The 26289-nt window shown below is 65.1% G+C and carries 29 protein-coding genes; 14 read left to right on the top strand and 15 right to left on the bottom strand.

Annotated features, from left to right (window positions below; genetic code table 11):
- From EVJ50_RS04000 to EVJ50_RS03990, 3 genes are all read left to right on the top strand, one after another.
- Complete coding sequence (locus EVJ50_RS04000) at window positions 1-2187, top strand: ATP-binding cassette domain-containing protein (RefSeq protein WP_150882466.1); 2187 nt, start codon at window positions 1-3, stop codon at window positions 2185-2187.
- Window positions 2188-2273: 86 nt separating this feature from the next.
- A complete protein-coding gene (locus tag EVJ50_RS03995; protein ID WP_150882465.1) occupies window positions 2274-2918 on the top strand; it encodes a hypothetical protein in 645 nt (214 codons plus the stop codon).
- A 146-nt stretch (window positions 2919-3064) separates the two neighbouring features.
- Complete coding sequence (locus EVJ50_RS03990; protein ID WP_191964861.1) at window positions 3065-3820, top strand: MlaD family protein; 756 nt, start codon at window positions 3065-3067, stop codon at window positions 3818-3820.
- Between the two features lie 38 nt (window positions 3821-3858).
- Here the strand turns inward: EVJ50_RS03990 and EVJ50_RS03985 are convergent, their stop codons facing one another.
- The gene (locus EVJ50_RS03985) at window positions 3859-4515 is read right to left on the bottom strand and encodes a hypothetical protein (protein ID WP_225323073.1); all 657 of its coding nucleotides are present in this window, start codon (window positions 4513-4515) and stop codon (window positions 3859-3861) included.
- A 179-nt stretch (window positions 4516-4694) separates the two neighbouring features.
- On the opposite strand from EVJ50_RS03985, the gene glsA reads away from it, so the two are divergent.
- Entirely contained in the window at window positions 4695-6608 is a 1914-nt protein-coding gene (glsA, locus tag EVJ50_RS03980; protein ID WP_150882463.1) for a glutaminase A, read from the top strand.
- On the opposite strand, the gene EVJ50_RS03975 is transcribed toward glsA, so the two are convergent.
- Complete coding sequence (locus EVJ50_RS03975; protein WP_225323072.1) at window positions 6605-7360, bottom strand: hypothetical protein; 756 nt, start codon at window positions 7358-7360, stop codon at window positions 6605-6607. The two genes, glsA and EVJ50_RS03975, sit on opposite strands and share 4 nt — an antisense overlap.
- A gap of 184 nt (window positions 7361-7544) precedes the next feature.
- On the opposite strand from EVJ50_RS03975, the gene EVJ50_RS03970 reads away from it, so the two are divergent.
- From EVJ50_RS03970 to EVJ50_RS14515, 4 genes are all read left to right on the top strand, one after another.
- Entirely contained in the window at window positions 7545-8147 is a 603-nt protein-coding gene (locus EVJ50_RS03970; protein ID WP_150882462.1) for a cysteine hydrolase family protein, read from the top strand.
- Between the two features lie 147 nt (window positions 8148-8294).
- Entirely contained in the window at window positions 8295-8672 is a 378-nt protein-coding gene (locus tag EVJ50_RS03965) for a hypothetical protein (protein ID WP_150882461.1), read from the top strand.
- A gap of 90 nt (window positions 8673-8762) precedes the next feature.
- Window positions 8763-9863 carry a hypothetical protein gene (locus EVJ50_RS03960; RefSeq protein WP_150882460.1) on the top strand — a complete coding sequence of 367 codons (1101 nt, stop codon included), beginning with the start codon at window positions 8763-8765 and terminating at the stop codon, window positions 9861-9863.
- Between the two features lie 148 nt (window positions 9864-10011).
- A complete protein-coding gene (locus EVJ50_RS14515) occupies window positions 10012-10824 on the top strand; it encodes a calcium-binding protein (protein ID WP_191964860.1) in 813 nt (270 codons plus the stop codon).
- 86 nt (window positions 10825-10910) lie between these two features.
- Here the strand turns inward: EVJ50_RS14515 and EVJ50_RS14510 are convergent, their stop codons facing one another.
- From EVJ50_RS14510 to EVJ50_RS03945, 3 genes are all read right to left on the bottom strand, one after another.
- Entirely contained in the window at window positions 10911-11075 is a 165-nt protein-coding gene (locus EVJ50_RS14510) for a hypothetical protein (protein ID WP_191964934.1), read from the bottom strand.
- A gap of 74 nt (window positions 11076-11149) precedes the next feature.
- Entirely contained in the window at window positions 11150-12418 is a 1269-nt protein-coding gene (locus EVJ50_RS03950; RefSeq protein ID WP_225323071.1) for a patatin-like phospholipase family protein, read from the bottom strand.
- A complete protein-coding gene (locus EVJ50_RS03945) occupies window positions 12313-12753 on the bottom strand; it encodes a hypothetical protein (protein ID WP_150882457.1) in 441 nt (146 codons plus the stop codon). The genes EVJ50_RS03950 and EVJ50_RS03945 overlap by 106 nt, the downstream gene beginning before the upstream one ends.
- 33 nt (window positions 12754-12786) lie before the next feature.
- Between EVJ50_RS03945 and EVJ50_RS03940 the strand changes: the two genes are divergently transcribed.
- From EVJ50_RS03940 to EVJ50_RS03925, 4 genes are all read left to right on the top strand, one after another.
- Window positions 12787-13371 (top strand): hypothetical protein, encoded by a 585-nt coding sequence (locus EVJ50_RS03940; RefSeq protein WP_150882456.1) that lies wholly within the window; start codon window positions 12787-12789, stop codon window positions 13369-13371.
- Window positions 13368-13616 carry a hypothetical protein gene (locus tag EVJ50_RS03935; RefSeq protein ID WP_150882455.1) on the top strand — a complete coding sequence of 83 codons (249 nt, stop codon included), beginning with the start codon at window positions 13368-13370 and terminating at the stop codon, window positions 13614-13616. The genes EVJ50_RS03940 and EVJ50_RS03935 overlap by 4 nt, the downstream gene beginning before the upstream one ends.
- A gap of 402 nt (window positions 13617-14018) precedes the next feature.
- On the top strand, window positions 14019-14780 hold the full coding sequence (locus EVJ50_RS03930; protein WP_150882454.1) for a GIY-YIG nuclease family protein: 762 nt from the start codon (window positions 14019-14021) through the stop codon (window positions 14778-14780).
- 538 nt (window positions 14781-15318) lie between these two features.
- Window positions 15319-15585, top strand: a complete 267-nt coding sequence (locus EVJ50_RS03925) for a DUF3104 domain-containing protein (RefSeq protein WP_191964858.1) — start codon at window positions 15319-15321, stop codon at window positions 15583-15585.
- A gap of 16 nt (window positions 15586-15601) precedes the next feature.
- Here EVJ50_RS03925 and EVJ50_RS14865 read toward each other — a convergent pair whose 3' ends face one another.
- On the bottom strand, window positions 15602-15829 hold the full coding sequence (locus EVJ50_RS14865) for a hypothetical protein (RefSeq protein ID WP_225323070.1): 228 nt from the start codon (window positions 15827-15829) through the stop codon (window positions 15602-15604).
- 324 nt (window positions 15830-16153) lie between these two features.
- Here EVJ50_RS14865 and EVJ50_RS03915 point away from each other — a divergent pair, with 324 nt between their 5' ends.
- Window positions 16154-16984 carry a hypothetical protein gene (locus tag EVJ50_RS03915; RefSeq protein ID WP_150882451.1) on the top strand — a complete coding sequence of 277 codons (831 nt, stop codon included), beginning with the start codon at window positions 16154-16156 and terminating at the stop codon, window positions 16982-16984.
- Between the two features lie 233 nt (window positions 16985-17217).
- Window positions 17218-17793, top strand: coding sequence for a hypothetical protein (locus tag EVJ50_RS03910; protein ID WP_150882450.1), 576 nt, complete (start codon window positions 17218-17220; stop codon window positions 17791-17793).
- A gap of 304 nt (window positions 17794-18097) precedes the next feature.
- On the opposite strand, the gene EVJ50_RS03905 is transcribed toward EVJ50_RS03910, so the two are convergent.
- The 9 genes from EVJ50_RS03905 to EVJ50_RS03870 form a co-directional block, all read right to left on the bottom strand.
- The gene (locus tag EVJ50_RS03905; RefSeq protein ID WP_150882449.1) at window positions 18098-18523 is read right to left on the bottom strand and encodes a hypothetical protein; all 426 of its coding nucleotides are present in this window, start codon (window positions 18521-18523) and stop codon (window positions 18098-18100) included.
- A gap of 26 nt (window positions 18524-18549) precedes the next feature.
- The gene (locus tag EVJ50_RS03900) at window positions 18550-18882 is read right to left on the bottom strand and encodes a hypothetical protein (protein ID WP_150882448.1); all 333 of its coding nucleotides are present in this window, start codon (window positions 18880-18882) and stop codon (window positions 18550-18552) included.
- 127 nt (window positions 18883-19009) lie between these two features.
- The gene (locus EVJ50_RS03895) at window positions 19010-19210 is read right to left on the bottom strand and encodes a hypothetical protein (RefSeq protein WP_150882447.1); all 201 of its coding nucleotides are present in this window, start codon (window positions 19208-19210) and stop codon (window positions 19010-19012) included.
- Window positions 19207-19605, bottom strand: coding sequence for a hypothetical protein (locus EVJ50_RS03890; protein ID WP_150882446.1), 399 nt, complete (start codon window positions 19603-19605; stop codon window positions 19207-19209). The genes EVJ50_RS03895 and EVJ50_RS03890 overlap by 4 nt, the downstream gene beginning before the upstream one ends.
- The gene (locus tag EVJ50_RS03885; RefSeq protein ID WP_150882445.1) at window positions 19605-24518 is read right to left on the bottom strand and encodes a DNA polymerase; all 4914 of its coding nucleotides are present in this window, start codon (window positions 24516-24518) and stop codon (window positions 19605-19607) included. The genes EVJ50_RS03890 and EVJ50_RS03885 overlap by 1 nt, the downstream gene beginning before the upstream one ends.
- Before the next feature lie 234 nt (window positions 24519-24752).
- Window positions 24753-25040, bottom strand: coding sequence for a hypothetical protein (locus EVJ50_RS03880; protein WP_150882444.1), 288 nt, complete (start codon window positions 25038-25040; stop codon window positions 24753-24755).
- A 96-nt stretch (window positions 25041-25136) separates the two neighbouring features.
- A complete protein-coding gene (locus EVJ50_RS03875; RefSeq protein ID WP_150882443.1) occupies window positions 25137-25523 on the bottom strand; it encodes a hypothetical protein in 387 nt (128 codons plus the stop codon).
- Entirely contained in the window at window positions 25520-25669 is a 150-nt protein-coding gene (locus EVJ50_RS14505; RefSeq protein ID WP_191964857.1) for a hypothetical protein, read from the bottom strand. Before EVJ50_RS14505 ends, EVJ50_RS03875 begins: the two co-directional genes overlap by 4 nt.
- Window positions 25670-25762: 93 nt before the next feature.
- The gene (locus tag EVJ50_RS03870; protein WP_150882442.1) at window positions 25763-26200 is read right to left on the bottom strand and encodes a hypothetical protein; all 438 of its coding nucleotides are present in this window, start codon (window positions 26198-26200) and stop codon (window positions 25763-25765) included.
- Between the last annotated feature and the right edge of the window lie 89 nt (window positions 26201-26289).

Here is a 26289-nt window from a genome sequence, read left to right as displayed (position 1 = left end):
ATGCCCAACGGAGCCAACGGAACCGGGCCATCGCAGCCCGATGCAGCGGCTGCACATGCCGGGGCCGAAGCCTCACCGGTGAGCGCTGTGCTCGGCAGGTTCCCCGACCGCAACAGCCGCATCCTCTCCCGTCTCCTCAGCGAGCTGGGTTGGCAGGGCGAGGCGATTCAGTTGCGCAACGCTCTGAACGGCAGCGACAGCGCACGCTCCCTGGCCGACATCCTCGCCACGCTGGACACACTCGGCTACGACGCCCAGCCGCATCCGATGGCGGACAGCGTTGGCACGGTCACGGGCACGGCACCGTCCATCCGCCAGTCGGTGCGCCTGTTCGTGGCGCAAGACGGGCAGCTTTTTCTGCCGACTGACGCCAGCCCACTGGATTCCGACCTGACCACCCCTCAGGGAACGGCACTGACGACGGTGCTGGCGTTCCGAAAGCGTCCCTCCGCTGCGCGAACCCGCTCGAAGAACTGGTTGCTGAAGCAGGTGGTGCTTGATCGCCACCTGTTCACCAGGCTCCTGCTGGCCTCGCTGGGCATCAACCTGCTTGCGCTGGTTCTTCCCTTCTACATTCGAGCCGTCTACAACATCGAGATTGCCGGCGACAGTGCCCGCAATCTCCTGGCCCTGTTTCCGATCCCTCTGCTGGCCACCTGGCTGCAGGTCTGGATCGAACGTCGCCGGCGGATCAGCCTGGATCAGGCCTCAGCCCGGCTTCAGTTCAAAGCCTCCAGTGGTGTGCTCGAGAAGCTGTTGCGGTCGCGCCTGGGCACAGTCAACCGCGTGTCTGCCCTCAGCCTGAACCGGCGCCTGCAGACCTACGACCAGCTCTCCACCTACATCTACGGCCCCCTGGCCCTGTCACTGCTGGATCTGCCCTACGTGCCGATCTACCTGCTGGCGATTGCCAGCATGAGCATCCCGCTGATGTTCATCACCGTTGCGGCGATCGCCATCTGTTTCGGTGGCATCCTCGCCTTCGCCGGCATCACCCAGACCCTGTTCTCGGTGTCCCAGCAGGCCTCGCATGCCAATTACGAAACGCTGCTGATGGATGCGATTGAGCAGTATCCCACCATCAAGAAGACCGGTCAGGAACGCATCTGGTTCAATCGCCTCAAGCTGGCCTCAGCCCAGTCCCTCGCCGATGGTCTGCCCAACCGGCGCCTCCAGGCCCGGCTCGGGGCGCTCACGGTTCAGTTTTCCCAGATCGCCGGCGCCCTGGTGCTGGCCGTGGGGGCCGCGGTGTCGATCTCCTCGGCCGAACCCGTGGCGAGCACGGTGATTCCGCTGGGCAGCCTGATCGCGGCCATGTTCTTTGTCTGGCGCATCTTCCGTCCGATTCAGAGCCTGTATCAGGCCATCAGTCAGTGGTCTCGCATGCGGCCGGTGGCCCTGCAGCTCAACCAGTTCATGGAGGCCCCGGCAGAAGAGAGCACGCCACTCACCACGCAATGGGTGTTGCCGATGCCGCGCCAGTCGCTGGAGTTCCGCTCGGTGAGCCTCCGCCTCAATGCCCTGCAGGGTTATCAGCTGAGCAACCTGAGCTTCAAGGTGCAGCGCGGTGAGATTCTCGCCCTCACCGGCAAGGAGGACAGCGGCCGCCACAACCTGCTTGACCTGCTCTGCGGCCATGTGGATCCCAGCTCCGGTGAGATCCTGCTCGACAGCATCAGCCACCGCCAATATCCGTTGACCCAGCTGCGTGAGGCGGTTGGCCTGGTCACCCGCGATCACCACCTCATCCCGGGCACGGTGCGCTCCAACTTCCTGGTGAGCAATCCGAACCTCTCCGATCAGGCCATCCTCGATCTGGCGGCCCGCCTGCGCATTCCGGGTCTCACCTCTGCGGCCGACCTCGATCAGGCGGTGGATCCCACCCGTCCGGCCAGCTTCTCCTTCGCAACCGCAGCCGGCATTTCCCTGGCTCGCTGCCTCCTGAGTGAGCCAACCATCGCCATCCTCGATCACCCCTTCAACTCCTACACCGCGGATCAGGTGCAGGCTGCGCTGCGCTATCTGCAGGAGAGCAAGCAGTGCCGCATCACCCTGATCTCCAGCGAACTGCCGGAGGTGCTGGAACTGGCTGACACCATTCTGGTGATGGATCGCGGGACGGCACGCTTTGTCGGCACGCCGGCCGAGCTTCTTTCCGCTCGTCAGTCCACGCCGGTGACGCGCTGATCCGGCCTGGTGACACTCTGAATCCGGTTCGCATGAGCTCAGCTGCACCGAGTCCGGACCCAGCGCGCCTTCATGACCCGCTGCCCATGCGATCGACCGGACGGCTGCTTTCCAGACAGATCGGACGGTCTGCCCCGCTGGCCCTGATCTGCGGGGCCTGCATCGGAGCGGCCATCGTCTACGGGCAGTCTTCCATCCTGGGCGTGAGCACGAATCAGAGCCTCAAGTTGCTGACGCTGTTCACGCTGCAGTTTGTGACCCCCTTCGGCGTCAGCCTGATCTGGGCTCTGCGCTGCGCCCCTCTGCATCTCCATTCCAGGCGACCGACTGGCCCGGCCAGTTCCGTCCGGGGCCATGACGTGCTGGCCTGGCCCGGATGGGTTGCAACCGCCGTGCTGGCCTCGCTGCTTCTGCTGCCCTGGTTTCAGGGTGGGGCGATCCTCGGCGGTCTGCTGATGGCCCCTCGATCCGGCCAGGGCCTTCAGAGTGAGCTCTACGAGATCATTCGTTTGTCCAGGCCTGGTCTTGTGCTCCAGTGCTTCGGTCAGGCCGCCGTGTTCACCGCCACCTGTTATCTCATCCTGCAACGCAAGCTTGCGGCGATCACACGCTCGGCTGGTCACGTCGCTCTGCAGCTGGCTGATGCTCTGACGGAATGTCTCATGGCGCTTCTCATTCTCCAGGCCATCCTTCTGCTCGTCCTGCCTCCCTTCTCAGGATCCCGCGCATGACGAACCCCATGGATTCAGGCCGCGACCGGCGGATCACGGTCAGCGATCGATTGGGCGCGTTTTTCCTGCTGGCGTCCATCGGCCTCTCCCTCTGGGTGGCTGCGTCGCTAACGCAACGGTCTCTGAAGTGGCGAGACAGCACAGTGGTGCGATTCCGCACGGATGATGCCACCGGCCTCTGGCCAGGCAACAACGTCACCCTGTCGGGCTTTCGGATTGGCAAGGTGTCCGAGGTGTCGATGGCCAGCGATGGCCTGGTCGATGTCACCCTGTTGATCCTGCCGCGTTACCGCAGACTGATCGGCCCTGCCAGCCATGCGAGCAGTGCTCAGGAGGGGCTGGTGGGAGACACCGTTGTGATCCTCACGCCGGACATCACGCCAGCCGGTGAGAGTGCTCCGGTTGTTGATCTGCGTCTGCCCTTCCAGCCGGCCAGCCGCCCTGCCGACCTTCTCAAGGATCTGGCCGAAACGCGCCTGCAGCTCGACACCACACTCCAGGCGATTGCCTCTGTGGTGGAGGAGGATCTGCCCGATGCCGTCGATCAGGTGGATGGCACCCTCACGGACGTCAGACGGCTCGCCCGGACCGCCGAGTCCGAGACGGTTCGGACGGCGTCGGTGACACGCGAGACGCTGCGTCTGTACCAACAGACGGGCGAACAGATCGGTTCCGCTTCCGACGAAGCCAGCACGGCTCTGCAGGAGACGTCTCCGGCTCTTTCAGAGACTTTGAGAGAGATCAAACAACTCTCCGCCAATGCCAATCGCATCCTCCAGCAGCTGGCGGGCACGTTTCTCTTCCCGCCGGACGAACCTCAATCCGTTTCGCCAGACGAACCCCCTGTTCTGCCGGTCACCGAGCCGCTCTCGGACCAGGAGTCAGCCCCCAACAAGGACTGAGCCTGATCCCGTTCTGATGGCGGTTCCGGCTCGCGCTGTCAGCCTCCGATCACCAGCGCATCGGGAATCCGGTAGCGCTCCGGGCCATAGCGAATCTCGTTCCAGTCGTCCTCACGTTCCACCGTGAAGTCCCAGCCGGCAGAGCCGTCGGCCTCCGCACTGTCCGCTCCGTAGGGAGTCACCCCCTGGAAGTAAATCGCTCGGGCTCGACCATCCGGCTTCTGGATCTCCACCAGCGTGGTGCCGTCACTGCCCCAACGCCGTTTCACGCCGGCGGAACAGCGATCGGTCGGCTCCGCACCCGCAAAACCGCAGAAGACGTCTGCTGTGGCGTTGTAGCCCGTTTCCGGGTCCGGTGGGTCAGGCCACTCCTCCACCACCGCGGCGCCACTCTGAGGGATCGACACGAGGGTGATCCCGTCGATCACGGCGATGGTGCGGCCCTCCAGAGCTCCGGCTGCGGCGGGATCGGGGCAGCCGACCAGGGTGGTCTCATGGTCGAGGAACGGCCGCGTGGTGTCGCTCTCACCCAGGCGCCTGCAGGGATCTCCCGCTCCGGGATAGCCCTCTCCGAAGGGCGCGAACGTCTTGGGAATGGCGACGGTGGAGGGCTCGTCCCCCTGCGGCTCGGCTGGCCCGACCTCCGGACCCGTGCCACATCCTGCGAACACCAGGGCCAGCGGCAGCCAACCCATCAGCTCCAGAGCTCTCCACCGCCTGAGCTTGGATCGCATCGCCGGACTCACCCCACCCAGACGAAGGTTATGGGAGGACCACCGGAGCAACCGTGATCGCTGATCGGCGCTGGTTGGCAGGGTCTGCTTGACCAGCCCTCGCCCCGTTCTGCAGGCTGGCCCGGGCGCAATCGGATCCCGTGCTGACGCAGGACAAGGAACGCAAGGGTATGTCGGCCTCGCCGCAGCCGCCCCGCAATGAGGACGAGCAGCGCCTGTTTGATTCGCTGGATCTCAATCACGACGGCCGGGTGTCGCTGCGCACGCTGCAGCATGTGTTGCGTCTGGCAGGAATCGATCCGAACCGATCACAGCTGGCGTCCTCCTTTGCCCGAATCGCGGCGCTGACGCCGGAGCAGCAATCCGGCATGGATGCCACAACCCTGCTGGAGTGCATCCGCTCCAACATCTCCCTGTTCACGCGTGTGGTGCAGGGTCGCGTCACCATTCCGGACTTTCATCTGTTCTCCAACCAGATCCGCCAGCTCTACAGCGAGTGTCTGGCCAACAGCGGCGGTGCCAATGCGGCTTACATCCCCGAGCTTCGAGATGCGGATCCCGATCGCTTCGCGGTGGCGGTGGTCACGGTGGACGGCCAGCAGCTCCTGCTCGGTGACTGTGAAGCGCGCTTCAGTGCCCAGAGCACCTGCAAGACCATCAACTACTGCCTGGCGGTGGAGCAGAACGGCCTGGCCAGGGTGCACGCCCACGTGGGCCGCGAGCCGTCCGGCCGGGTGTTCAACGAGCTGACCCTCAACGGCGCCGGTCTGCCACACAATCCGATGATCAATGCGGGCGCGATGATGGTGTGCTCGCTGGTCGAGCGTGGGCTGCCCGTGGATCAGCGTCTCGAGGCCGTGCGCGCCGCCTGGCAGCGGCTGTGCGGCGGCGAACCGGTGGGCTTCGATGCGTCGGTCTGGCGTTCGGAGTCGGGCACGGCGCACCGGAACTGGGCTCTGGCCCACTACATGATGGAAAAGGGCGCGTTTCCGGACGAGACGGATCTGAATGCCACGCTCGATTTGTACTTCCGCACCTGCTCGCTGCAGGTCAACAGCCTCCAGATGGCCACACTGGCCAGCACCCTGGCCAAGGGAGGCACCAATCCCATCACCAACGACCGCCTCTTCACGCCCCTCACCGTGCAGGCCTGCCTGTCGTTGATGAGCAGCTGCGGCATGTACGACTACAGCGGTGAATGGGCCTTCCGCGTGGGGCTGCCGGCCAAATCAGGCGTGTCCGGCGCTGTGATGGTGGTGGTTCCCAACGTGATGGGGATCTGCATCTTCTCGCCCCGCCTGGATGGCTGCGGCAACAGCGTGCGTGGCGTGCAGTTCGCCAAGGCTCTGGTGGATCGCTTCAGCCTGCATGCCTTCGATTCGATTGATCTGCGCAGCACCAAGCTCAACCCCTTGGTGAGTTACATCCAGATCGAATCCCAGGAGAAGGCCACCTTCATCGAAGCCGCCAGCCACGGCGACATCATGGCGGTGGAGCATCTGCTCTCCATGGGTGCCGATCCTTCCGCACCCGATTACGACGGCCGCACGGCTCTGCATTTGGCTGCCGCTGAGGGGCACTGCGATGTGGTGCACCTGCTGCTGGATCAGGGTGCCGACGCGCTGGCGCTCGATCGCTGGGGCAACACCCCCCTGGATGATGCGCTCCAGTTCGGCCAGAGCGAGGTGATGGCGCTGCTGCAAGCCCGCTCACGCCCTGGCCGGCACGACGGGGCCATGCGGTCGCAGCAGCGCTTCCGGGTGCAGAACCAGGTCACGACCGACCTGATCGCCTTCATCTGGGCCGCCAGCCTGGGTGATCTGACCAGCATGCGCCGGTTTTTCGCCCGCGGCGTGAACCCCAACCACTCCGACTACGACGGCCGCACGGCCCTGCACCTCGCGGCATCGGAAGGGCACGGAGGCGTGGTGCGTTTCCTGCTGGGCTACGGCGCCAGCCGCACGGCCCGCGACCGCTGGGGCAACACGCCGCTGGACGATGCAGTGCGGGAAGGCCGCAGCAGCACCGCCCGCCTGCTGCGGCCGACTCCTTAATCGCAGCTGCTGCGATCGGCGTAGACGATCTTCTGGTAGCGGCCATCGGACGTCTCAATGCCGACGCAGTTGCCGGTGCCGGGTTGCTCCCAGAAGGAGAACTTGCTGGAGATGCCGGTGCTGCCGCCGCGATAGATGTAGCCCCGGCGCACAAGGTTGGGCTCAGCCTGGCCGCCCTTGCGACCAACGAGATCCTGCAGCTCACCCACCGGAGCCCCGACGCTGGCGCTCTCACGGGAGCGGCTCGTGCTGGTGCTGCTGTCGCCGCCGCCGATGAGGTTGCCGATCAGGGCGCCCACGGCTGCACCCACCAGGGCTCCTGTTGAGGCCTGCTGGGGCTCATCCTCGAACGTCACATCCGGGTTCTGGACGTGGTCCAGCCGCACCGACAGGCGTCGGCGTTCACCCTCATCGTCCCAGATGAACACGTCGTGATCACGCTCCGCTTTGTGCCGCACATTGCGGATGCCGCTGTAGGTCTGTACCGAAAGGGCCTGGGTGTTGGGCCCGCGGAAGACGAAGTTCGACCCGTCGTCCAGCCGCACCACGAACACATCGCTGCCACCGGCGGCCTTGTGCTTGAACAGGCAGTGGCCGTTGTAATCCTTCAGCCCGCCGCTCACCAGCTTGCAGCGGCCCTGGGCGCGCACCAGCACCTCGGCCCGGCTCGGTGGGGCGATGGCGGCTCCGATGCTGCTCAGCAGCAACGCGGAACTGAACAGGGACGCAACGCGACGTCGGGCAGTGCGCATGACGGATGGTGTGGATGAGCCGGAGTGCTCGGAGTGCAGTGACCCGAAGCCCCGATTGGAACGTATCACCGTGTCCCAGCCGCAAGTCCTCTGACCCGGTGCTGGCCCTCTGACCTGGTGCTGGCGACAGTGGGGCGGCTGGTGTGACCCGCCCCCCTTCTCCATGGGCTGTTCCCCTGACTGCATGGACTCCTGGCCTGATCGTGCCGCCCTCCTGCTGGTGGACCTGCAGCACGGCACCTGCGGTCTCGATCAGCCGCCCCGGGATGGGGCCTTCCGGCAACGCTTCACGGAGCAGACCCTGCCGAGGCTCCAGCAGGCCCTCGCCCTCTCTCGCCGGCACGGCCTGGAGGTGATTCACACCGTGATCGCCAACCTCACGGCCGACGGACGGGACCGGAGTGCGGATTACAAACGCTGCGGCATGGGCTTCGCGCCGGGGTCCCGTGCGGCCCGGGTGATCCAGCCGCTCCGGCCGCTGGCCGATGAACTGGTGCTGCCGAAGAGTTCCTCCTCGCCCTTCTCCTCCACGACCCTGGATTACCTGCTGCGCAACATCGGCATCGAGGTGCTGATCGTGGCCGGCCTGCTCACGGACCAGTGCATCGATCACACCGTGAAGGATGCCGCCGATCGCGGCTATCGAGTGATCTGCCTGCACGATGCCTGCATGGCGGAGAGCCTCCAGCGCCATCAGGCGGCCCTGTCCTGCTTCAAGGGGTATGCCGATCTGATCAGCGTTGCCCAGCTGGCGGAGCGTCTTGCTGACTCGGGCGCGAGCGGATGATTGGGCCGAGCAGGAGCTGGCTGATGGCCGGACTGCGCGACCCTGTTGGTAGCAACCGATACGAATCGTGTGCATCAGGGCGGGTCTCTGGCAGGGGCTCACCCGCTGTTCCTAGACCCGCAACAGCCGTTCAGTACTGGAGGAACCATGGCGCGTGCAGCTGCCTGCTATCCGATGGCGTTCGAGGGAAGCTTTTCGGAGTTCAAGGAACGGCAGCTGGTGTTTCAGCTGGCCCGTCAGCTGGTGGAGGCCCAGTTCATCCGTGCCGATCGGCACCGCACCGAGCGGCTCTGGCAGGAAGTGGCCGCCGAGGGCATGGACACCGATCGCGTGATCGCCTTGCTGTACGGGGTTTCGGACCACGACGACGATGCGGCGATGGAGGCGGTGGATCGGCCCTACCGGGACCAGTGCCGCCGCCGGGCCCGCCGTCAGCATTCGCCGCTGGCCCGGCTGGCCACGTTCGTGCGTCGCTCCGCTGCTCCCGCCCGCCATTCCGCCGGAGCGCCACTGGCCGCGATCTGAGCTACAGGACGGGGAGGAGCGCTCCTCGCCATGACTGGTTGCGGCATCCCGTGTCTGCAGCAGGGACTGACCCGGCGTCGATTCCGGACCGTGGCTGCCGCACTCGCGGTGTCCCTCGCTTTGCCGCTGCCCGCTCATGCCGACACCCCCTCCTCGGCGGTGGTGCAGGAGGTGCTCGATGGCGATGAGCTGTTCATCGATGCCCGCCGTGCGGCCGTGCCCGACCGCGCCATCACGCCCCAGGCGGTGCGCACCGGCGAGAGCCGCGCCCAGCTCGGGTTCGACACCGGCGCGTCCGGCCGTCTGAACCGCTTCTCCACCATCCGGCTCGGCAGCGCCTGCTTCCTGCTGCGGCAGGGCCAGATCCTCGTGTCCGGCCGCCAGAACGGTTGCGTCCGCTCGGCCCGGCTGAGTGTGCGCGGCACCAACTACGTGATGGGTCAGGCTGACGGCGCCGCCGCGGCTGACGGCGCCGAGGAGACCGAGGTGCTCGTGCTCGAAGGCAGCGTGGAGGTGCAACCTCTGCGCGATGGCCAGCCGGATGGAACCCCCGGCACCGTGCTGGCGGAGGGGACCCGCTCACGGCTGGCTCCTCACGGTGCCGTGATCGCCAGCCGCCGCCTCACCGCTGCCGAGATTCAGGAGGTGCTCGATGGCCCCCTGTTCGACGACTTCACCACGCCTCTGGCGGATGAGGACGAGCTCCGGCGCTCGATCGAGCGCAACTGGCCGGAACTGCCGCCACCCTCCTCCGGTGTTCCCGCCGAGGCGCTGCAGCCGTCACGGGATCCCCTGGTGGCCAGCATCAACCGGGTCCGGGCCGACAACGGCCGACCGGCGCTGCTGCCCCTGCCCGCTGCGCTGGCGCAGACCAACATCACCTATCTCCAGCCCGTGCTCGTGGGCATCCTGCGCAGCAACCGCTGCGACCACGACGAGGCGCGCTGGACGGCCGTGCAGCAGTTCTCCGCCAGCCGGTACGAACTCATGCCCACCAGTGAGGTGATCGCCTGCCCCCACCCCACCGGCCAGTGGAACACCGATCGGATCGTGGAGACCTGGCTCCCCTCACCCCTTCACCGCAGCATCCTTCTGGATCGACCGAATGCGACCCACATCGGTTGCCTGCGGGCGGACATCGGCCGTCGCTCGGCGGCGATGTGCACGTTCTGGTCGGCCAGACCACGTTGACCTTGATCCAGATCACACCTGCGCCTGTCCGCAATCACATGGACCTGTGATTCTTTTCTGACGGGTTAATTCGCGGCTCGATCAGCAACAGGCTGTGGAGGAGATGAGACATGACCCTCTCGTCTCTGATCCACCGCTTGCATGACCCATGACAACTCCAAGCCCGATCGCCAACCAATTCATCGTTGACGCCGATGGCGTCGTCAACTTTTCCGATCTCACCGACACGATTGATGTCGATGCCGGTTATGAGACCATTCGAGGCCAGTGGTTCCGTCTTTTCAACGGCAACGACAGCTTCACCGGCACCAGCTTTGACTCTCCCGGCTGGGACAACCAGGGGAATGGCAACAAAGGCTCTGACACCATGTTCGGCAAAGGCAACAGCCGCGACTACTTCATCGGCGGGATGGAGGCCGATTCCCTCTACGGTGATGTCGGCGGTGCCGACTGGCTGAACGGCAACAAGGGCAACGACACTGTGGTCGGCTCCAACAACGGTAAATCGATCCTCAGGGGAGGGCAGGACAACGATGACCTCATCGGTGGGACCAACCGTGACATCCTCATTGGCGACCTCGGCAGTGATGAGCTCTGGGGGAACGGAGGCAGCGACTTCTTCGTGATGCGTACGGATGCCACAGCGGCTGGTGCCAATCTCACGCCCAACCTCGCCGAGGCGGATGTCATCAAGGACTACGACGTCACCAGTGACTATCTGGTGCTCCCGGGAGTCAGTTCGCTTGCCGATCTGGTGGTCGTCGCCAACGGCGCCAACACCGTTCTGGGCGTGAACGATGGTGGCCTGCAGATCGCTGCTCTGGTGGAGGGAGTGGCCCCCGGGGCCATCGACCCTGGCCGCCTGATCGTGGGCACGCTCGCGGATCAGATCCTTGCTAGTGCCAATCCCGGCAGCTTCGCCGGCGCCCCCGACCTCATCGACAGCTTTGGGTTGGTCTGACCCTCGGCACCGGCAGGCCACCCGGCTTTCGGTGCCGGGGACCCGGAGGCCTGCCCACTCGATTCCGTGGTGACGCAGCCCGAGGCCTACGGCAGTGTGAAGCCCGAGTTCATGTGCTTCACATCAAGCATCACCACGGTGATCCAGATCAGGAAGGCCGCAATGCCTGAGCCGGCTGCAATCTTCGCCAGCGATCGCAGCACCATTTCCAGCAGGCTCACCTCTTTCATGGCTTGGATCGTTTCACTCATCGCATTCTGCTGCAGCGGGGGGCCTGGCCGCCCCGCTGCTTTGTGCCAGGTGTTTCAGCCCTGGCCTCGGCGCGTCAGGGCCGGACCCACTCCCTCCGGTCCAGGCTGGGCGGACGGGCTTCCCAGTCGTAGCCGGTGCGGGCTGCGTTGTAGGCGAAGTCATAGAGCTCCTGCATGGCGCCGGTGTCGAAGCGCAGGGCATCGAAACCCGGGAAGGCCCCGTCGGGAATCGCTGCCAGATGGAAGTCCAGATCGCGGCGCTCGGCGAGCATGTAGGCGCGGAACAGGCTGGCATCGTTGCTCAGTTCCACCAGCTGATCGATCGTGGCCGATGCGATGGCGATCGATGAAGGCTCCACCACATCCCGCACGATCGCCTCATTGATCCACCCGTTGCGGATCAGGTACACCGACCATTCCGATGGCGCATCGCGGCGCTCCCGTTCGATTCCGTCGATGATGTCGAGCATGAATCCCCGCAGAAACAGCTGCGCCTGGATGCCGCCATCCACATGCATCTCGTGATACGTGCGCCCGTCGATCTGCACCGGGAAGTACACCGGCGGGAACAGCACCGGAATCGAGGCGGAGGCCAGCAGCACCTGCCGGTAGCGCTCCAGCCGGTCGGGCCGCCCGCTGCTGGCGATCGCCCCCATGTCCCAGATGGTGAAGGCATCGGTGTCCATGTTCGCGGTGCCCACGAACAGGCGATGGCCGCGGGCGTGCCGGGCCGCCACCGCATCGAGCAGCTCGCTCGTGATGTGGCGCTCCAGCAGGCGCTGCAGCGGCGCCGTGTCCCACATCGATTCCCGCAGCAGGGCGCTCAGCAGATCGCGCTCGGTGTAGATGTCCTCGGTGCTGGTGCGCGTGTAGAGCGCGGCCAGATCGGCGTCGTGCTCCGGGCCGAGAAAGGCGAAGGTCGCCTGCAGGGAGCCGGTGCTGATGCCGGTCACGATCTTGAAGTCCGGCCGGTCACCGGCCTCGCTCCAGCCCGCCAGCACCCCCGCTCCGAAGGCGCCGGTGTCGGGCCTGAGATCCCAGTTGTGTCCTGAGTTGTTCTCCGGATGCCCGGGAAAGGTGTGCAGATCGTGTGTAGCTCCCCTGTTTGGGGCCCTCAGCCCCCCTCCTGCTCGGCCAGGGCGTGCGTCCGGGCTGACTGGCCGGCGATGGTGGTGGGTGCAGAGGACACGGCGACTTGTTGCAGGAATTGTGCCGGACCGTAGGACTAGTCGCGCGACTAGTCGTAGTCGTATACCGTGTAATTGAAGGTCTGCCCACTCAGGCGCTTCACAGACTTCGGGAGCGCGGGAGCCTTGGCCGCTAGGTCGGCTATTTCCCGACACATCGATGGGGACTTAATGAAGAGTTCTACCAGTTCCGAGATGGAGAGACGTTGTCTCCACGCATCGTTATCATCAAGATCCACGCGCCAAGAACCGTCGTCATCACTGTCTGAACTATTGGCTGCAATTAATAGTACGGCTATCTGCCTTGCGATTTGCATCCACTCTGCGCAGGCTATGGCATCCTCCTCCTTCTTGATATCAGGGAAACCATGTACTTGGTAGACCTTTCTGATGCGTGGTTTATCCGGCATCGGTGGGATGGCCCACACGGCTTGTTCCTGACTCGGCTTGTCCGGCATGGACTGCATGGCTTGTTTCTGGCTCGGCCCCATCGATAGCTCTTGATATCCCCCTCTGCCAGGACCATGCCAATGCCGTTGACTGGATCAGAGCCGCTTGCCGGGGGCACCCTCCTCGATTTCTGGCGCTGGAGCGGCGGAAACCTTCTGGACAACACCCAGCGAGGCCTCCTCGCCGAGTTCCTCGTCACCAAAGCCCTGGGGGGCGCTCATAGCGCCCGCGAAGAGTGGGCCGCTGTTGATGTGGTCTGCCCTGACGGCACGAAGGTGGAGGTTAAGAGCAGCGCCTTCCTGCAGAGCTGGCCCCAGCGCCAACCCAGTCGCCCGTCGTTCGGGATCGCACCGACCCGCGCCTGGGACAGTGCGACTGGGAAGTACGAGGCCGTGACCAAACGTCAGGCGGACGTCTACGTCTTCGCCCTGCTCGCACACAAGACTTTCGCCACGGTGGTCCCCACCGACCTCAGCCAGTGGGAGTTCTACGTGGTGCGCACCGGTGACCTGCCGCAACAGAAGACCATCGGGCTGAGGCCGCTTCAGGCCATTGCTGGGGCCCCTGTGGCCTACGAGAACCTGGCCGAAGCTGTGCGGAAAGCGGCAATGCGAGCCGACCCTGAAGGATCCACAGACCCCTTGCCTTCCGACCGATGAACCGATCCCTCGTCGCCCTGGCCGCAGCCCTGCTGGTGGCGCCCACGGCCGCGGCCGATGGATACGGCTACGGCCACCGACGGCCTGCCATCCGCGACCGCCACGTTCTGCCGAACACGACCTACAGCCGCCAGCGAGTCGGCGCCGTCACGGTGGAGAGCTGGCGTCCCGCCCGAGGCGGCGGCAAAGGCCGCACCTGCACCAGCCAGACCGTGGGCGGGCAGTTCTTCCGCAACTGCTTCTGAGCCGGAAACAAATCAGCGTGCACCGCCCCATACACCTCAGACCACCGGTGACCTCCGCAGCTGAACCCCTCCGCCAAGCCGACCCGACCGCCTTCCTCCGGGTGAAGGTGAGAGACACGGTGCTGGTGGAGGATCCTGTTCTGACCGGGGAAGCTGCCTCGAGCTGGATAGGGCTACTTATCCCCTCCTCAGTCCGGCAAAGTTCTACTTACATGACATCCTCAGCGGTACTAGTCTGCTGTGATGTCTTGCTGCCGTCATGGTGGTTAAGGTTGCTTGTCACTCGACAGGCTCCGGGATCGACGTCCCCTCAGATTGAGCAGGAGCTTGATCACAGCAATACCCGCAGTATTGCGTGTCACCTGCAGGCCGAGTCTCTTGTCCCTCATAGGTCCTCAGCTGATGGCTAGACGACCGAGAGCTAGATGGCTTGGCGATGACCGAGGTGGACTGATAAAAACAGTCCCAAGCATCAAGGATCCCGACAAGATCGACATATATACTGTCTTCTGGCGCGACCTCGACAACAAAGAGAAAGGAACGATCTGGATCTACCATTCAGCCTCGCTCATGAAAGAAGGTGGCTTCCAGGCTGATGAAGACATCCCCTGGAGACTGAAGGGCCAAAGCCCATCGATCATCAGAGCCAAGGGCAAGAAGTGGGAGGCGATTTACTCAAGCGGTGAGCGATACAAGTTTTTGTCCAGTCCGATGGCGACCAAAGCCATCATGGCTGATATAGCAAAGCGGTGGAAGAACCCACCTCATATGCTGAAACCCGAGAGTGGCTCTGCTTTCGCTGTTAAGACCTTAGACGAGGATACCTCTAGCTATGTATACCTTGTGCAGTTGATGACGTTTGATATGACCATCAGCGGAAGAAGCTACTACAAGATAGGCAAGGCCAGATCAATTCCTAAGAGGATAAAACAGTTTGGCCCTTGTCGCTTGCTTGCGTCGCTGAGGCTCCAGGACGAGGAGTCCAGCTTGAGAGCAGAAGCAAGGCTGCACAAAGAGTTCGCCAGCCTAAGGCGGCCCGACACAGAAATCTTTTGCATGAACGATCAAGAGCTACAGAGGGTGGTTGCAGAGTTCGATCTTTACGACGCTACAACCCAGGCATTCGAGCGGTGCTCCTCAAGCCGCGATGATGTGACAATGTGATGCTTCTTCTGATGCCAACTGTGGCCTTTGTATAGCGAATCTATCGGAATCAGGACATGGAACCTGAGCAGGCTAAATCGATGAGGATTGAAGCGGCTGACTGCGTCTTGGTGGAGGTGGAACGGAAGATCCGATATGCCAATCCTGCCTTAACACATGTCCTCAAGCGTGATGAATTCTGCCTCTGTGCCACGCCAGGTCGGACCGTAGCTGACGTTCTGCTGTTCTTCGGCAGTCCGCTCGCACACCGAGCCCGCTGAGTCCATCGGGGCTGCTGCAGCGCTCAGTGCTGCCTCCCACGCTCAGGGGTAGGTATCTGCTGCGTACGAGCCATCACCACTGCTGACAGCGACGCCACACCACCGGCTGCGCGGCCCTGTGCCAGGCGACAGAAAGGTCGGGCCACCCAACAAGTGACCCAACCCAGTGCCGTGTGACCCGGATTCCCGGGCACTAGTAGTGATACCGGCTGCTGGTTGTCTTGGGTGCCGAGCGCCCTGCGCTCTCGCGGCAGGATGCAACTACACGTGACCCGCTGGTGCCGTCTCCCACCGATGCGCTCAGACAGGCTGATCCGACCGCCTTCCTTCGGGTGCAGGTGGGCGACACGGTGCTGGTGGAGGATCCCGTTCTGCCCGGAGAGACAGCCTCGACCTGGGTGGGGCTGGTGATCCACGCCGAAGGCGGCGCCCGAGGGCCGGAGCACTCCTACTTCCAGATCGCAGACGTGGACACCGGCCTCGTGAAGACTCTCTCCGCCGATGCGGTGGTGGCGGTGGTGCAGGCCGTCGGGCAGCAGCAGTAAGCAGAGGGAGACTCAATCAGCCCTGCTCCAGGGCTGCATTACCCACAGCCTCGGCCAGACCCTCGTAGGCCACAGGCTCTCCAGATATGGCCTGAAGCGGCCGCAGCCCGATCGTGTCCTGCTTTGGCAGAGCACTAGCTCGAGCCACATAGAACTGCCAATGGCTCAGATCTCGCGGGTTCACCGTGGCACGGTCCCGATGGGCGAGCAGGGCGAAGACGTAGACATCTGCTTGGCGCTTCACGGTGACCTCGTATGTGCCGGTTGTCTTGTCCCAGCCACAGGTCGGGGCGATTCGGAACGATGGGCGGCTGAGTTTCTTCTGGTGCCAACCCTGCACATAAGCGCTGGATTTGACTTCCACTGTGGTCCCGTCAGGGCAGACCACATCGACGGCCGCCCACTCCTCTCGAACGCCGTCCGCAGCTCCCAGAGCCTTCGCGACCAGGTACTCAGCCAGGAGCCCCCTCTGTGTGTTGCTGAGTAGGTCGCTGCCAACCCAGTGCCAGTAGTCGCGCAGGGTGCCGCCAGCCAGTGGTTCAGACCCTTCCTAGGGCCTGACTGGTCGATGAGGATTGATACACTTCCCAAGCATCTGTTTATGCATTCAATGGACAGTGCATTTCTCAAAGTCAAGAGGGCCGAAACTCATCTCGCTGAGCTTCGTGCAGCATTCAAGACACATCAGCCTTTCAGCTATTGGCTAAGAACAGACTACGCACGTCACGAGAGATCTACGTTCGCCAAGAGAGATGAGCTAGCGATCGAGCAGATCGCGGTCATTGCTGGAGATGTTGTTCACAACCTTAGAGCCGCGCTTGATCACGCATACTGGAAGTGCACTCAAGCCCATGCCAGGTCTGATAAGGAGAGAAAACGCATACAGTTTCCAATCTTTTCTTCTGAGCAAGCTTTAAAAAGCTATCTGCCTGGCCTGCCTGCTCGAGTCTCGCAGGCCTTTGCAAACGCCCTGACGACTCTGAAGCCCTATAGAGAGGGGGGGAGCATCCATCTGTGCTCTATTCACGATCTGGATATCAAGGATAAGCACAAGCTGCTTATCCCGGTTGGAAACTATACAGTGATTAACAGCTCAAGCATGCAACGTCTCGTGCCAGACTTTCCATCTGGGCTGGCAAACTGTGGCTTTGGGGGATCATCTCGTGATGTTGTGTGGAGAATACCCCAATTGAATAGGTCACAACGAAGGGCGATGAAGCTCCCTGCTTCGGGCATTCTGGAAGAGAAGTTGAACCTCCCAATCGATTCTGTTCTTTCAGAGGTCGATCCTACATTGTCTATCGATAGAACTCTCAAGCTGATGCTTGACTGCACTGAGGGAGCGATCAGAGTGCTCTATGCTGCCTGCTCTTTGGTCCCTATGGTCCCGAGTAGGTAGTACTTATCACATGTTTCTCGATTGATAGAAAGGCGTGGCTGGATGGTCAACGCAGCATCAAGTGCTCACTGCCTGTATTGACTGGGTCCGGAGACCTCGCTAGTTCAGGTCTGCGCCAACGCGAAGCATGCGAGCCTCAACACCATGAAGTGAAGAACTGCAATAAATACTTGTCATCAATTGGTAGAGCAAGGCTATTGTGAACCCATTCTTCAGTGTTTAACCTGTCATCAATGCAAGAGAATTTACAGACTCAGGGCGCTGCAAGTCCGAAATACAGCGCTGATCCCTTGATCCATGCAGATAACTCCGCAGTCTATGTATTGGAAGATCCTAGCAACTTCCAAGAAAGCTCTATATTGCAAGTAGCTGATCTAGATTCTGCCGAGCTAGAAGGTCTGAACTTTCGTGTTGATAACAAGGCCGAGCTTTCGGCCACAAGCGGACCAAGGATCGTCGGTCGCGACGTCTTTGACCATAGCCCGATGAGGTATACGGATATAGTGCTGATATTGCGCCATGATGGTACTTGGACATATAGCCATACAGCAGCAAACCGCTCACGCCATAGCGACTGGGATGTATGGATCAATCCCATCTGGTTTGAAGATGATAGAGGGAATTCTGCAGGAGAACTGCATGATGATGATCGCAGAATCTGCTACAAAGATATTGATAGCGGCGAAAGATTTAATCTCCGAGCGACTGGAAATAGCAGCTTCTTGCGAGCCAATTGGCGATTCATACGAAGTGACGCTGAACGCAGATGGAAGGTCAATGTGGTTTTCCGCAAGAGAAGAGATAATTAGTATGCTTAATGACTATGAGCTATCGAGAAATCTGTGCAGTTATCGCGATTGTGGGCGTCCCTGAAGTGATCGCGAGCCCAGCTGCTCTGTCCCGCTTAAGGAGGTAACCCTGAAACCCATTGCAGTTCAGTCCATAAGGCTCCCACACGGAGATCGGCAGCGAACTCTCTCGAGCTTCTCCTGACTAGACTCTTCCTAACGGTTGCGGTCGAGTTGAGCTGAACTACAAACAAGCAGGCAGTCACCTACTCGAACTGCTCCTTCCTTCCAATCCGCTCCCTTCGAAAAAGATCGGCCGAGGTGCTCATGTGGGCACCTCGGCACAGTGGCCGGCCTGCTCCTCCACCTGGGCCTGGAGCAGCCCAAGGGTGGCCTTCAGCTCCACCAGCTCCTCAGCCTGGAGCCGCTGCTCCTTGTAGGCGGTGTGGAGGGCGAAGATTCTGGTAGCGGCCCCGAGGCGCACCCCGTCCTGATCGGAGTCGAGCAGGGCCACCAGGGTCTCCATGGCCTTGCTCAGGTTGGTTCGCATGGAGTCCTCGGCCTCGCGCTCCATTCGCCGGAGGGCCCGCTCCAGTGCCAGGGAGAACTCGGGCACGTTGTCCCGCCAATGGCGGATCGTGTCGGGCCCTGAGTTGATCTCACGCCCAGTTCCCCGGATCGTGTGGCCCTGGGCCAGCAGCACGATGGCCTTACGTTGCTTGGCTGTCAGACCCTGGGGGCCTTCCGCCACTGATCGTCCTGCTCTGTCACGGCTCATCAGACGACACCCTTGCCGAGACCTGTGGCATCCAACTGAGCCTTCACGGCAGCGGTGGCCTGACCCCAGTTCTTCGTCAGCAGTGAGCCGGCGATCACCCGATCGAGGACCGCCAGCCTGGAGGCCAGGTACTCGGGGCGCTCTGTTGTCCCCATGTCGGCGGCCAGCTCGGCGTGGCCCCGGCTCACCAGCGCCCGAGCGTCATCACGGTTCAGGCCCCATGTCTCGCACGCCCCATCGATCACATCCCGCGGAGGGGTGCCGGTGGCAAGCTGCCGCGCCACACGATCCAGGCGGGAGCGAAGATGCTTGGCGCTGGTGCGTCGGCTCATGACCCCGATTCTGCCCCGATTGCACACGGTTCTGCACATTCTCGGCCCGGATCCGGGTAGTAAGGGTGCACCAGGGCTGGGATCTTGCCCTCTCCAGCCCTTGCTCCGGAAGCAAAAGCAGGGGGGGTCAGTCCACCAGCTCCTCTTCGCCCGGAGCCTGCCAGTTCTCTGCGTCGGCGTGGAACACCAGCAGCCGGAGATCAAGCCAGACCCCCACCAGGACGGCGGCCATCGCCCGCGGGCCGTCAGGATCCCCCGCACGGGCCAGCGCGATCGACGCTTCGGCGGCGGCGGGCAGCACATTCGCCAGGCAGTCGTCCACGCTCATGGCCGGGCCCTCCGTGCGGCCCGCTCCAGGGCCTGCTCACGCTGCCTAGTGGCAACGGCGATCAATCGCTGGAACGTCACCGGATCGAGCTGCTGCTTGGCCTGGCGCACCACGTAGCTCTCCAGCGGCTCCACAGCATCAAGGGGCGTCGGGGGAGCCTCGGCTTGGCCCTGTCGCTTCAGCACAGCGAGGGCCTGACAGTGCTCCTGGATCCGAGCGCCGATGCTGCGGATCCGATCGGTCAGCAGGGTGGCCTGGCCGCGGCCATAGGCGCCAGCGGGCAGGGCAGCCTTCTCGGCCTTGAGGCCGGCCAGCTCGTCCTGCAGGGCGCGGATCTCCTCCAGGTGCTGCCGCATGGCCGGGGTCTGGACCACGAGCTTGGGGGTGGTGGTCATCAGTGCACCTCCCCCCAGGAGGGGCCGATGGAGGCATCTGCCTCCAGGGGAATGTCGCCTAGATACTTGATCTTCAGTCGGGCGCTGGTCATCACCTCCAAAGCGAGCCGCTTCACATCCTCGGAGCAATGTTCGGGGCAGTGGAGGAGAATCTCATCGTGGATCAGGCCGACAACCCTCACCCCGGGGAAGGCGTCGAGCCGTTGCCACAGCTCGCCTACGGCATCGGCCAGCAAGTCCTTACCGCTGGCCTGGATCGGGAAGTTGATCCCGTTGGGGCGGGATAGGGGGAAGGTCCGCAGCTTCCCGGTGGCCGGGTCAACGGCGCGGGATTGGAGCCGGACCCGACGGCCGGAGACCGATCGCTCCTCGAACACATTCGAGGAGCCATAGCGGTCCATCCGGGCGCTGATCTCGGGGTGGAAGTTGTGCCAGGCGGCATAAACCCGTTGGGCCTCCCGGGCGTTCACCTTTCGCCCTTGGGCCGCGGCCAGCTGGGCCCGGAGGCTCCGGACCCCGCACCCGTAACTGAGGCTGAAGTTGCTGACTTTTCCGATGGACGCGCGTTCCGGGTCGGCCTTGGTGATCTCCCTGCCGCACACTTGGCTGGCGATCACGCAATGGGGGTCGAGGCCCTCAAACAGGATCCGCCGCTGGCCCGAGTCCCGATACAGGCGCTGGCTCGCCTGGAGCCGCACCTCGATGGAGGACCAGTCCAGGTCGATTAGCTCGTGGCCCGGGTCGGCCACCAGGGCCGCCTTGCTGCGGCCCGTGAGTCCCTGGAAGTTGAAGCCGAGCTGGGGGAGCTTGACCGGCTTGGGCTGGCCCGCTTTCTGGGCGGTGGGGCCGAAACGTTGGTTGTCACTGGGGACCGAACGGAGCTTGCTGCTGGATCCCAGCTGGGCCGAGGTGGTGGTCCTGCCGGTCGTGGCGCCGAGGATCCGGTAGCTGGGGCGGGTGCGGCCCCCGCAGTGCGCCGCGTCCCGCCGGAGCCAGGCGGTCTCCTTGAGGGTCTGGTCCAGGTCGCGCAGCTCCAGGAGGAGGGCCACGGCCGGGAGGGCGGCAAAGGGGCGCAGGGTGTCGCTGCTGGTGGAGGGCTTGTCCACCCGCTCGCCGCTGGCCTTGTCCACCTTCCACTCCACCAGCGGGGCGCCGCAGGCCGCCTCCAGAGCCGGGTGGAGCTGGGGGGCCGAGCGGTAGTTGGAGATCCCGAGCAGGGCGTGCAGCTCGGCCGCCTTGGCGGTGTGGGAAGTGAGGGCCGCGGCCTCCACCTGGGCCAGGGCCTCGGTGTCGATCGCCAGGCCCGCCTCCTGGCCGTCCGCGCAGGCGCTGACCATGCCGCACTCCAGGCGGTGGGCCTCCCGCTGCCCGGTGCGGTCCAGGGCGCCGCACAGGGCATGGAAGAGGGGGCGCAGGATCTGGGCGTCCCGTGCGGCGTAGGCCACCTGCTCGGGGGTTAGGGCGCCGCCCCACTGGCTCGCCTGCTCGGTCTTGTCCAGGGGGCGCTCCAGGTAGTTGGACGCCACCGCCTCCAGGGAGTGGCTGGGAAGGTCACCGATCAGCTGGGAGGCCAGCATCGTGTCCCACCACTTGCAGAGCGGGCGGATGCCGGCAGCGATCAGGTGGGTGGCGTCGAAGAGGAGGTTGTGACCGATCAGGGTCCGGTGGGGGTTCCTGGCCAGGGCGCGGAGCCACTCGATGGCAGGGGCGCCGATCACGGCCACATCCACCACGTAGGTCTCGCGGCCGGGCAGGGCCAGCTGGGCGGTGCGGATCCGGCCGCCGAGGAACGGGAACAACGCTCCAACGTGGCGCCACAGGTCGGTGCGGGCGGAGAAGCTCTCCAGATCGAAAGCGAGGATTCGGGGCAGGAGGTCGGGGTCGGGGAGAGCCTCCGCGGTGGACACGTAGACCACGCCCTCGGGAAGAGGCCCCTCGTAAGGGGCCGGGGTGGGCGCCTCGATGTCCGGGGCCGTGTGGAAGTCGAGGTAACCCGGGTCGTCGGCCTTGGGCTCTGCGGAGCGGCGGGGCTTGGGAGGCGACGGGCTGTCGGTGGTGGCGCTCGGGCGGAACCGCTGGGGCTCGGCCTCCTCCAGATGGCCCCAGCTGGTCAGGCGCTCCAGCGCGGGGAGGGGGTCGGGGAGGCCGGCCTCGGTTGCGTCCGCGGGGGAGGTCAGCTGGCCGGCTTGCCACCGCTGGCGGACCAGGGAGAGGAGGCGGTCGTGGGTGGCTTGGGGGCGGGGCTCAAGCGCGCTGGGCGGCGGGTTCCATCCGGTGGTGGCGGGAGCTGTCTGGGGTGTCCTCTCCCCTGCAACGTGTGTCCTCGGGGGTGCGGGGGTGTCCTCTCCCCCAACCCCCTCGCCTCGCGCGCGGGGAAATACATAAAACCTGTCCTTAGTGTCCCCTCCCTGTTCCCACGGTGAGGAGAGGACACTTGTTGCAGGGGTGGGGGACACCCCGGCCTGGGGGGTGTCCTCTCCGGAAGTTGCACCCGGGGGGACAGGAAGGACAGGGTTTGGGAGTAATACCCCGGCCTCTGCGGTTTTGGGGCCCTGTTCGGGCTCCGAGGGGGTGGGCTCGGGTTCCTCGGAGGGGGTCGCTGGGGTGGCGTTGGACGGCCAGAACTCCTCCTCCTTTGTCTTGCTCGTGGCCACCACCTGGCTCTCCAGGAGCCCCCGCCGCGAGAGCTGCTGGAGGTTCCGCCAGAGGACGTTGCGGGCGGCCTTGTTCGTGAGCCCCAGATCCGCCACGGCTTGCTTGGCGGTGGTCCTCTGCCCGTGGTCCTCCCACCTCCGGCGCACCGCGCCCAGCAGGAGGACCTGGCGGTCGGTGGGGGGTGCCGGGTCAGGGGCAGGCCCCTCGCTCTCCTCGGGCTGGGAGGGCTCCTCTGCGGGCGCAGCAGGCTCGCCAGAGGAGCCCTGTGGGGTGGCGCCAACCGGCCAGAACTCACGCTCCTGGGAGTCGTCAGTCGGGACCACCCGGCTCTCCAGGAAGCCCTTCCGCTCCAGCTGCTCCAGGTTCCGCCGGATGGACCGGAGGGCGTTGGCCCCAGGAAGCCCCAGCGCCTCGGCAGCCTGCTTGGCCGCTGTCCTCTGGCCGTGGTGCTCCCACCGCTGGCGGACCACCGACAGGGCGTCCTGCTGGCGGTCGTTGAGCTTGCCCTCCTGATCCTTGAGTCGCTGCTCTCGCTGCACCCCCTCGGCGGACCCATGGGAGACCCACACCCCGTCCCGGCGCTCCATCACCAGCTGGACCGGCTCCCCGCCACGGCCGTCTGAGGAGAGGATCCGGCGACGGTCGTCGGCCCAGTTGTCCCCCTTGGCCACGCCCGTGATCTTGAGGAGCTGGGAGGCCAGGGCCGGCAGGGCGGTGGTCCCTCGGCTGGCCTCGGAGGCGGCGCCCCCGGACAAAGCCTTGCCCATGTGATGCAGCAGCACCAGGGTGGCGCCAAGAGGGAGCACCTCCTCGAGGAGGTCGGAGGCGGGCTCGGCAAAGTCGGCGTCCTTCTCTTCGACCCCGAGGCCCCGGGTCAGCTCGGCATAGGAGTCCCCGATGATCCAGAGGCCGGGGTGCTGCTCGGCATAGCTGGCGATCCGCTCCACGCCCTCGGGGTCCAGGGTCAGCGGTCGGCCCTTGTGGAACAGACCCACGATCGGCTCCCGAAGAACGTTGTCGGGGCCGATCAGATCCACCTGCCGCAGGAGGCGCCGCCAGTCGGCCTCTGGCATGTCCACGCCCACCACCAGCACCGGCGGGCAGGGGCCGATCAGGGGCAGGCCCAGGAACTCGGTCTCGCCCCGGTGCCAGCGGGCGAGCAGATCCATCACCAGTGAGGTCTTGCCCGACTTGGGCAGGCCGAGAAGCAGGTTGAGGCAGCCACGGAGGAGCAGCCCCTCCCAGCCCCACTCGGCGTCCTGGCCGGCCACCACCTCCCCGGGGGCCATGGCGTCAAAGGCCCCGCGGGCGGCGCGGCGAGCGGCCCAGATCGCCCGCTGCAGCTCCCCATCGGTGAGGCGGAGATGCAGCTCCTGAGAGCGGGCCCGAAGCAGCGGGATCCGGTCGGTGGAAACCACGGAGCGGTCGGCCTGCAGCTCGGCCGCCTCGTCGTGGACAAGGTCCAGGCGCTGCTTGGCCGGGAGACTGTCGGGGTCCAGCTCCTCGGCCCCGGGCACCTCCTCCCGGGCCGCCTCGATCAGGCGCACGATCTCCGCGCCGCGCTCGCTGGGGGCCAGGGCGGCCAGGTGGTCATCCAGCCCGGTGTTCTCGCCCTCCTCGGCCGGGATGGAGACCACGGCCACCCGGGCGGCGCCGCGCTTCCGCAGGGCCGCCTGGAGCCCGGAGATTCCCTTGTGGACTCCGGCCTTGTGGGCCACGTCGCCATCGGGGATGACCACCACTTGGCGGCCCTCAAAGGGGATCTGATCCAGGCAGTCGATCTCGCCGCCGCCCTTGGCTTTGCCGATCTTCCAGCCCCAGCAGCCGGCCAGGCGCACGGCGACGGCTTCGCCGGCCAGGGGGCTGCGGGCCAGGGCAGAGGCCCCCGCCAGGCTCTGCTTTGTGCCCTCGATGATGACCAGCAGCTTGGCGGGATCCGCCACCAGGGGGCGCTGGCTCGGGAGGATCCCCAGCCCCATCTGGATCTGGAACGGGAAGCGGTAACCGCCCCGACCCTTCTCCGGGTGGGCCTCATCCTTGAGGAGCTTTGTCGAGCGCAGCTGGGCGAACGCCCGGCCGCCAAAGGTCTTCCAGACAAACCCCAGGGCCGGCAGCTGGTGCACGTATCGCCCGAGGGTGGCAGGGAGGTCCCCAGGCCCTTGGATGGACCACACCTGCCCCTCAGTCACCCACGGGTCAATCCCGGCCTCCAGCAGATAGGCGCGGTCCTCGGGGGTGAGCCAACCGCTGGTGTCCACGTCGGGCGGGGGCCCGTGGCCGTTGCGCGTTTGCTCCCCAGGCGGAGCCGCCCCGTTCGAGAAGGCAGGCCCGGGCTGGACCCCGATGGCGGAGGGGCCGCCTGCCTGTGCAGATCCGTGTGCAGAGGCCGGAATGTGGGATTGGGATGGCATGGTCTGAGGCAGATGCGGGAGCCCCTCCGGGGGCACTCAGCGAGGGGCCCGGTTCACGCCGGGCCTTTCGTGTGTCTGGGGTCAGATCAGGCGCCAGGGCTCAGCCACAAGCAGGGGCGCCGGGCGGTCCATCAGGTCCAGCAGCAAGCCCTCGGGTCCCTCCCTCAGCTCGTCGAGGGCGTCCTTGGGGCGAATGTCCGCGCGGAGGGGCCAGAGGTTGAGGTCCCCCGGCTCCTCGCCCTCCTCCTGGGTAAGGACCAGCAGCAGGGCCGCGGTCACCGCTCGGGCGTAGGGCTCCAGGTCGCGGTCGGCCAGCCGGTCGGCCAAGGCGGGGCCGATCAGGGCGGCGAGGGTGGTGGTGGTGGTCATCGGTCCGAAAAGCAGGTGAACGGGTCCACCCCGCGCCAACAGGGGCGCGGAGCAGGAAGGACAGAGGGGAAGGCGGCAAGGGCTGAGCGGCGGGGCTCAGCCATCGGTCGGCTCCTCGCGCCAGTGGGCCGCCTCCAGGGCGGAGACCAGCTGGGCTCGGCGGGCATGGGAGACCGGCTGGCTGCCGATCCGGCGGATGCCTCGGGAGCGAGCCAGGGAGCGCAGCTGGTGGACCGTGCGGGCCGCCAGAGCGGGGTCCGACCACGGCGCTGGGGTCAGTTCCACCGGCATGGGCTCAGGGGCCGCAGCCAGCAAAAGGCGAGGGCCGGGGAGGGCCAGGGTCGGGGGCAGCAGCAGGGCGTCGAGCAGGCGGAGCAGGGCCACCCCGAGCCCGACGGCGATCGCCGCAGCGGTGGCCGCGGTGAGGGCGAGCGGCTTATGGCGCCGCTTGGGAGCGGGGCCGAATCCGATGGGGCGGCTCATGACGCCACCTCCCGGAGAGCCCGATCGGGGGCCGAGCGGGCCAGGAGCGTCCTGTGGATTGCTTCCACCTCCCAGGACCAGGAGGCTTTCGGGGCCCATCCCCGGCGGTAGTGCTTGCCCTCACTGAGGATCCCGCGCTGGGCCATCGCCCTCAGCGAGGAGCGGGCAACGCCTAGGGCCTCCGCAGCCCGGCCGGTTGGAAGCCAGCGGGGCTCTGGGGTTCGTGTTCTGGCCATAGCTCAAGCTCCGACCAGAACGCCATCGAACGCCCCGGCAAGCCGGCGCGCCCTCTCCTCGACAAGCTCCTGCTCCAGCTCGGCTATCTGGTGCTCCACCTCGGGGTCGGGATCGCCCAACAGGGCCTTGGACAGGGGACCCAGGGAGGGGTGCGGGGAGCGGTGCCCCTCGACCAGCGTTTGCAGGCAGAACAGGCTGGAGGCCGCAGAGAGCAACTCCTCGAAGTGCAACTCGGGCAGTGGCTCGCCCTCGATCGCAGAGAGAATCTCGCCGCGGCGTTGGAGGTCTCTAAGACGCGCTTCTCGGCCGCGATGTTCCTCGAACACAGGTCGGAAGCGTGGATCCCGCAGGATCGGAGGCAAATGGGTCTGGAGGACTCGGCGCTGCTTGCCGTTTTGCAGTAGCAGCTCAAGCCCCCAGACCTTGGCAGTGCAAGGCATGGATGTAGATGCGGGTTTGAGCCTCTCCCCGTGTTGCGGGGCAGCAGTGCTACTGGGCTATAGAGCCTGACCCACCGAGGAGGCGGGAG

Source organism: Synechococcus sp. RSCCF101 (assembly GCF_008807075.1).
Classification (GTDB): Bacteria; Cyanobacteriota; Cyanobacteriia; order PCC-6307; family Cyanobiaceae; genus RSCCF101.
Note: the sequence above shows the minus strand (reverse complement) of the source record. Positions and strands in the feature narration are given on the sequence as shown.

Bases quoted from the DNA above. Each gene is read 5' to 3' on its own strand.
- EVJ50_RS14505 (WP_191964857.1), bottom strand. From the start codon at position 25,669: ATGGCCCAGCGCGGGATCCTCAGTGAGGGCAAGCACTACCGCCGGGGA.
- EVJ50_RS03985 (WP_225323073.1), bottom strand. From the start codon at position 4,515: ATGGGTTGGCTGCCGCTGGCCCTGGTGTTCGCAGGATGTGGCACGGGT.
- EVJ50_RS03895 (WP_150882447.1), bottom strand. From the start codon at position 19,210: ATGAGCGTGGACGACTGCCTGGCGAATGTGCTGCCCGCCGCCGCCGAA.
- EVJ50_RS14515 (WP_191964860.1), top strand. From the start codon at position 10,012: ATGACAACTCCAAGCCCGATCGCCAACCAATTCATCGTTGACGCCGAT.
- EVJ50_RS14510 (WP_191964934.1), bottom strand. From the start codon at position 11,075: ATGAGTGAAACGATCCAAGCCATGAAAGAGGTGAGCCTGCTGGAAATG.
- EVJ50_RS03970 (WP_150882462.1), top strand. From the start codon at position 7,545: ATGGACTCCTGGCCTGATCGTGCCGCCCTCCTGCTGGTGGACCTGCAG.
- EVJ50_RS04000 (WP_150882466.1), top strand. From the start codon at position 1: ATGCCCAACGGAGCCAACGGAACCGGGCCATCGCAGCCCGATGCAGCG.
- EVJ50_RS03965 (WP_150882461.1), top strand. From the start codon at position 8,295: ATGGCGCGTGCAGCTGCCTGCTATCCGATGGCGTTCGAGGGAAGCTTT.
- EVJ50_RS03945 (WP_150882457.1), bottom strand. From the start codon at position 12,753: ATGGGGCCGAGCCAGAAACAAGCCATGCAGTCCATGCCGGACAAGCCG.
- EVJ50_RS03875 (WP_150882443.1), bottom strand. From the start codon at position 25,523: ATGAGCCGCCCCATCGGATTCGGCCCCGCTCCCAAGCGGCGCCATAAG.
- EVJ50_RS03995 (WP_150882465.1), top strand. From the start codon at position 2,274: ATGCGATCGACCGGACGGCTGCTTTCCAGACAGATCGGACGGTCTGCC.
- EVJ50_RS03975 (WP_225323072.1), bottom strand. From the start codon at position 7,360: ATGCGCACTGCCCGACGTCGCGTTGCGTCCCTGTTCAGTTCCGCGTTG.
- EVJ50_RS03910 (WP_150882450.1), top strand. From the start codon at position 17,218: ATGCAAGAGAATTTACAGACTCAGGGCGCTGCAAGTCCGAAATACAGC.
- EVJ50_RS03900 (WP_150882448.1), bottom strand. From the start codon at position 18,882: ATGAGCCGACGCACCAGCGCCAAGCATCTTCGCTCCCGCCTGGATCGT.
- EVJ50_RS03935 (WP_150882455.1), top strand. From the start codon at position 13,368: ATGAACCGATCCCTCGTCGCCCTGGCCGCAGCCCTGCTGGTGGCGCCC.
- EVJ50_RS03880 (WP_150882444.1), bottom strand. From the start codon at position 25,040: ATGACCACCACCACCACCCTCGCCGCCCTGATCGGCCCCGCCTTGGCC.
- EVJ50_RS03870 (WP_150882442.1), bottom strand. From the start codon at position 26,200: ATGCCTTGCACTGCCAAGGTCTGGGGGCTTGAGCTGCTACTGCAAAAC.
- EVJ50_RS03930 (WP_150882454.1), top strand. From the start codon at position 14,019: ATGGCTAGACGACCGAGAGCTAGATGGCTTGGCGATGACCGAGGTGGA.
- EVJ50_RS03915 (WP_150882451.1), top strand. From the start codon at position 16,154: ATGAGGATTGATACACTTCCCAAGCATCTGTTTATGCATTCAATGGAC.
- EVJ50_RS03940 (WP_150882456.1), top strand. From the start codon at position 12,787: ATGCCAATGCCGTTGACTGGATCAGAGCCGCTTGCCGGGGGCACCCTC.
- EVJ50_RS03890 (WP_150882446.1), bottom strand. From the start codon at position 19,605: ATGACCACCACCCCCAAGCTCGTGGTCCAGACCCCGGCCATGCGGCAG.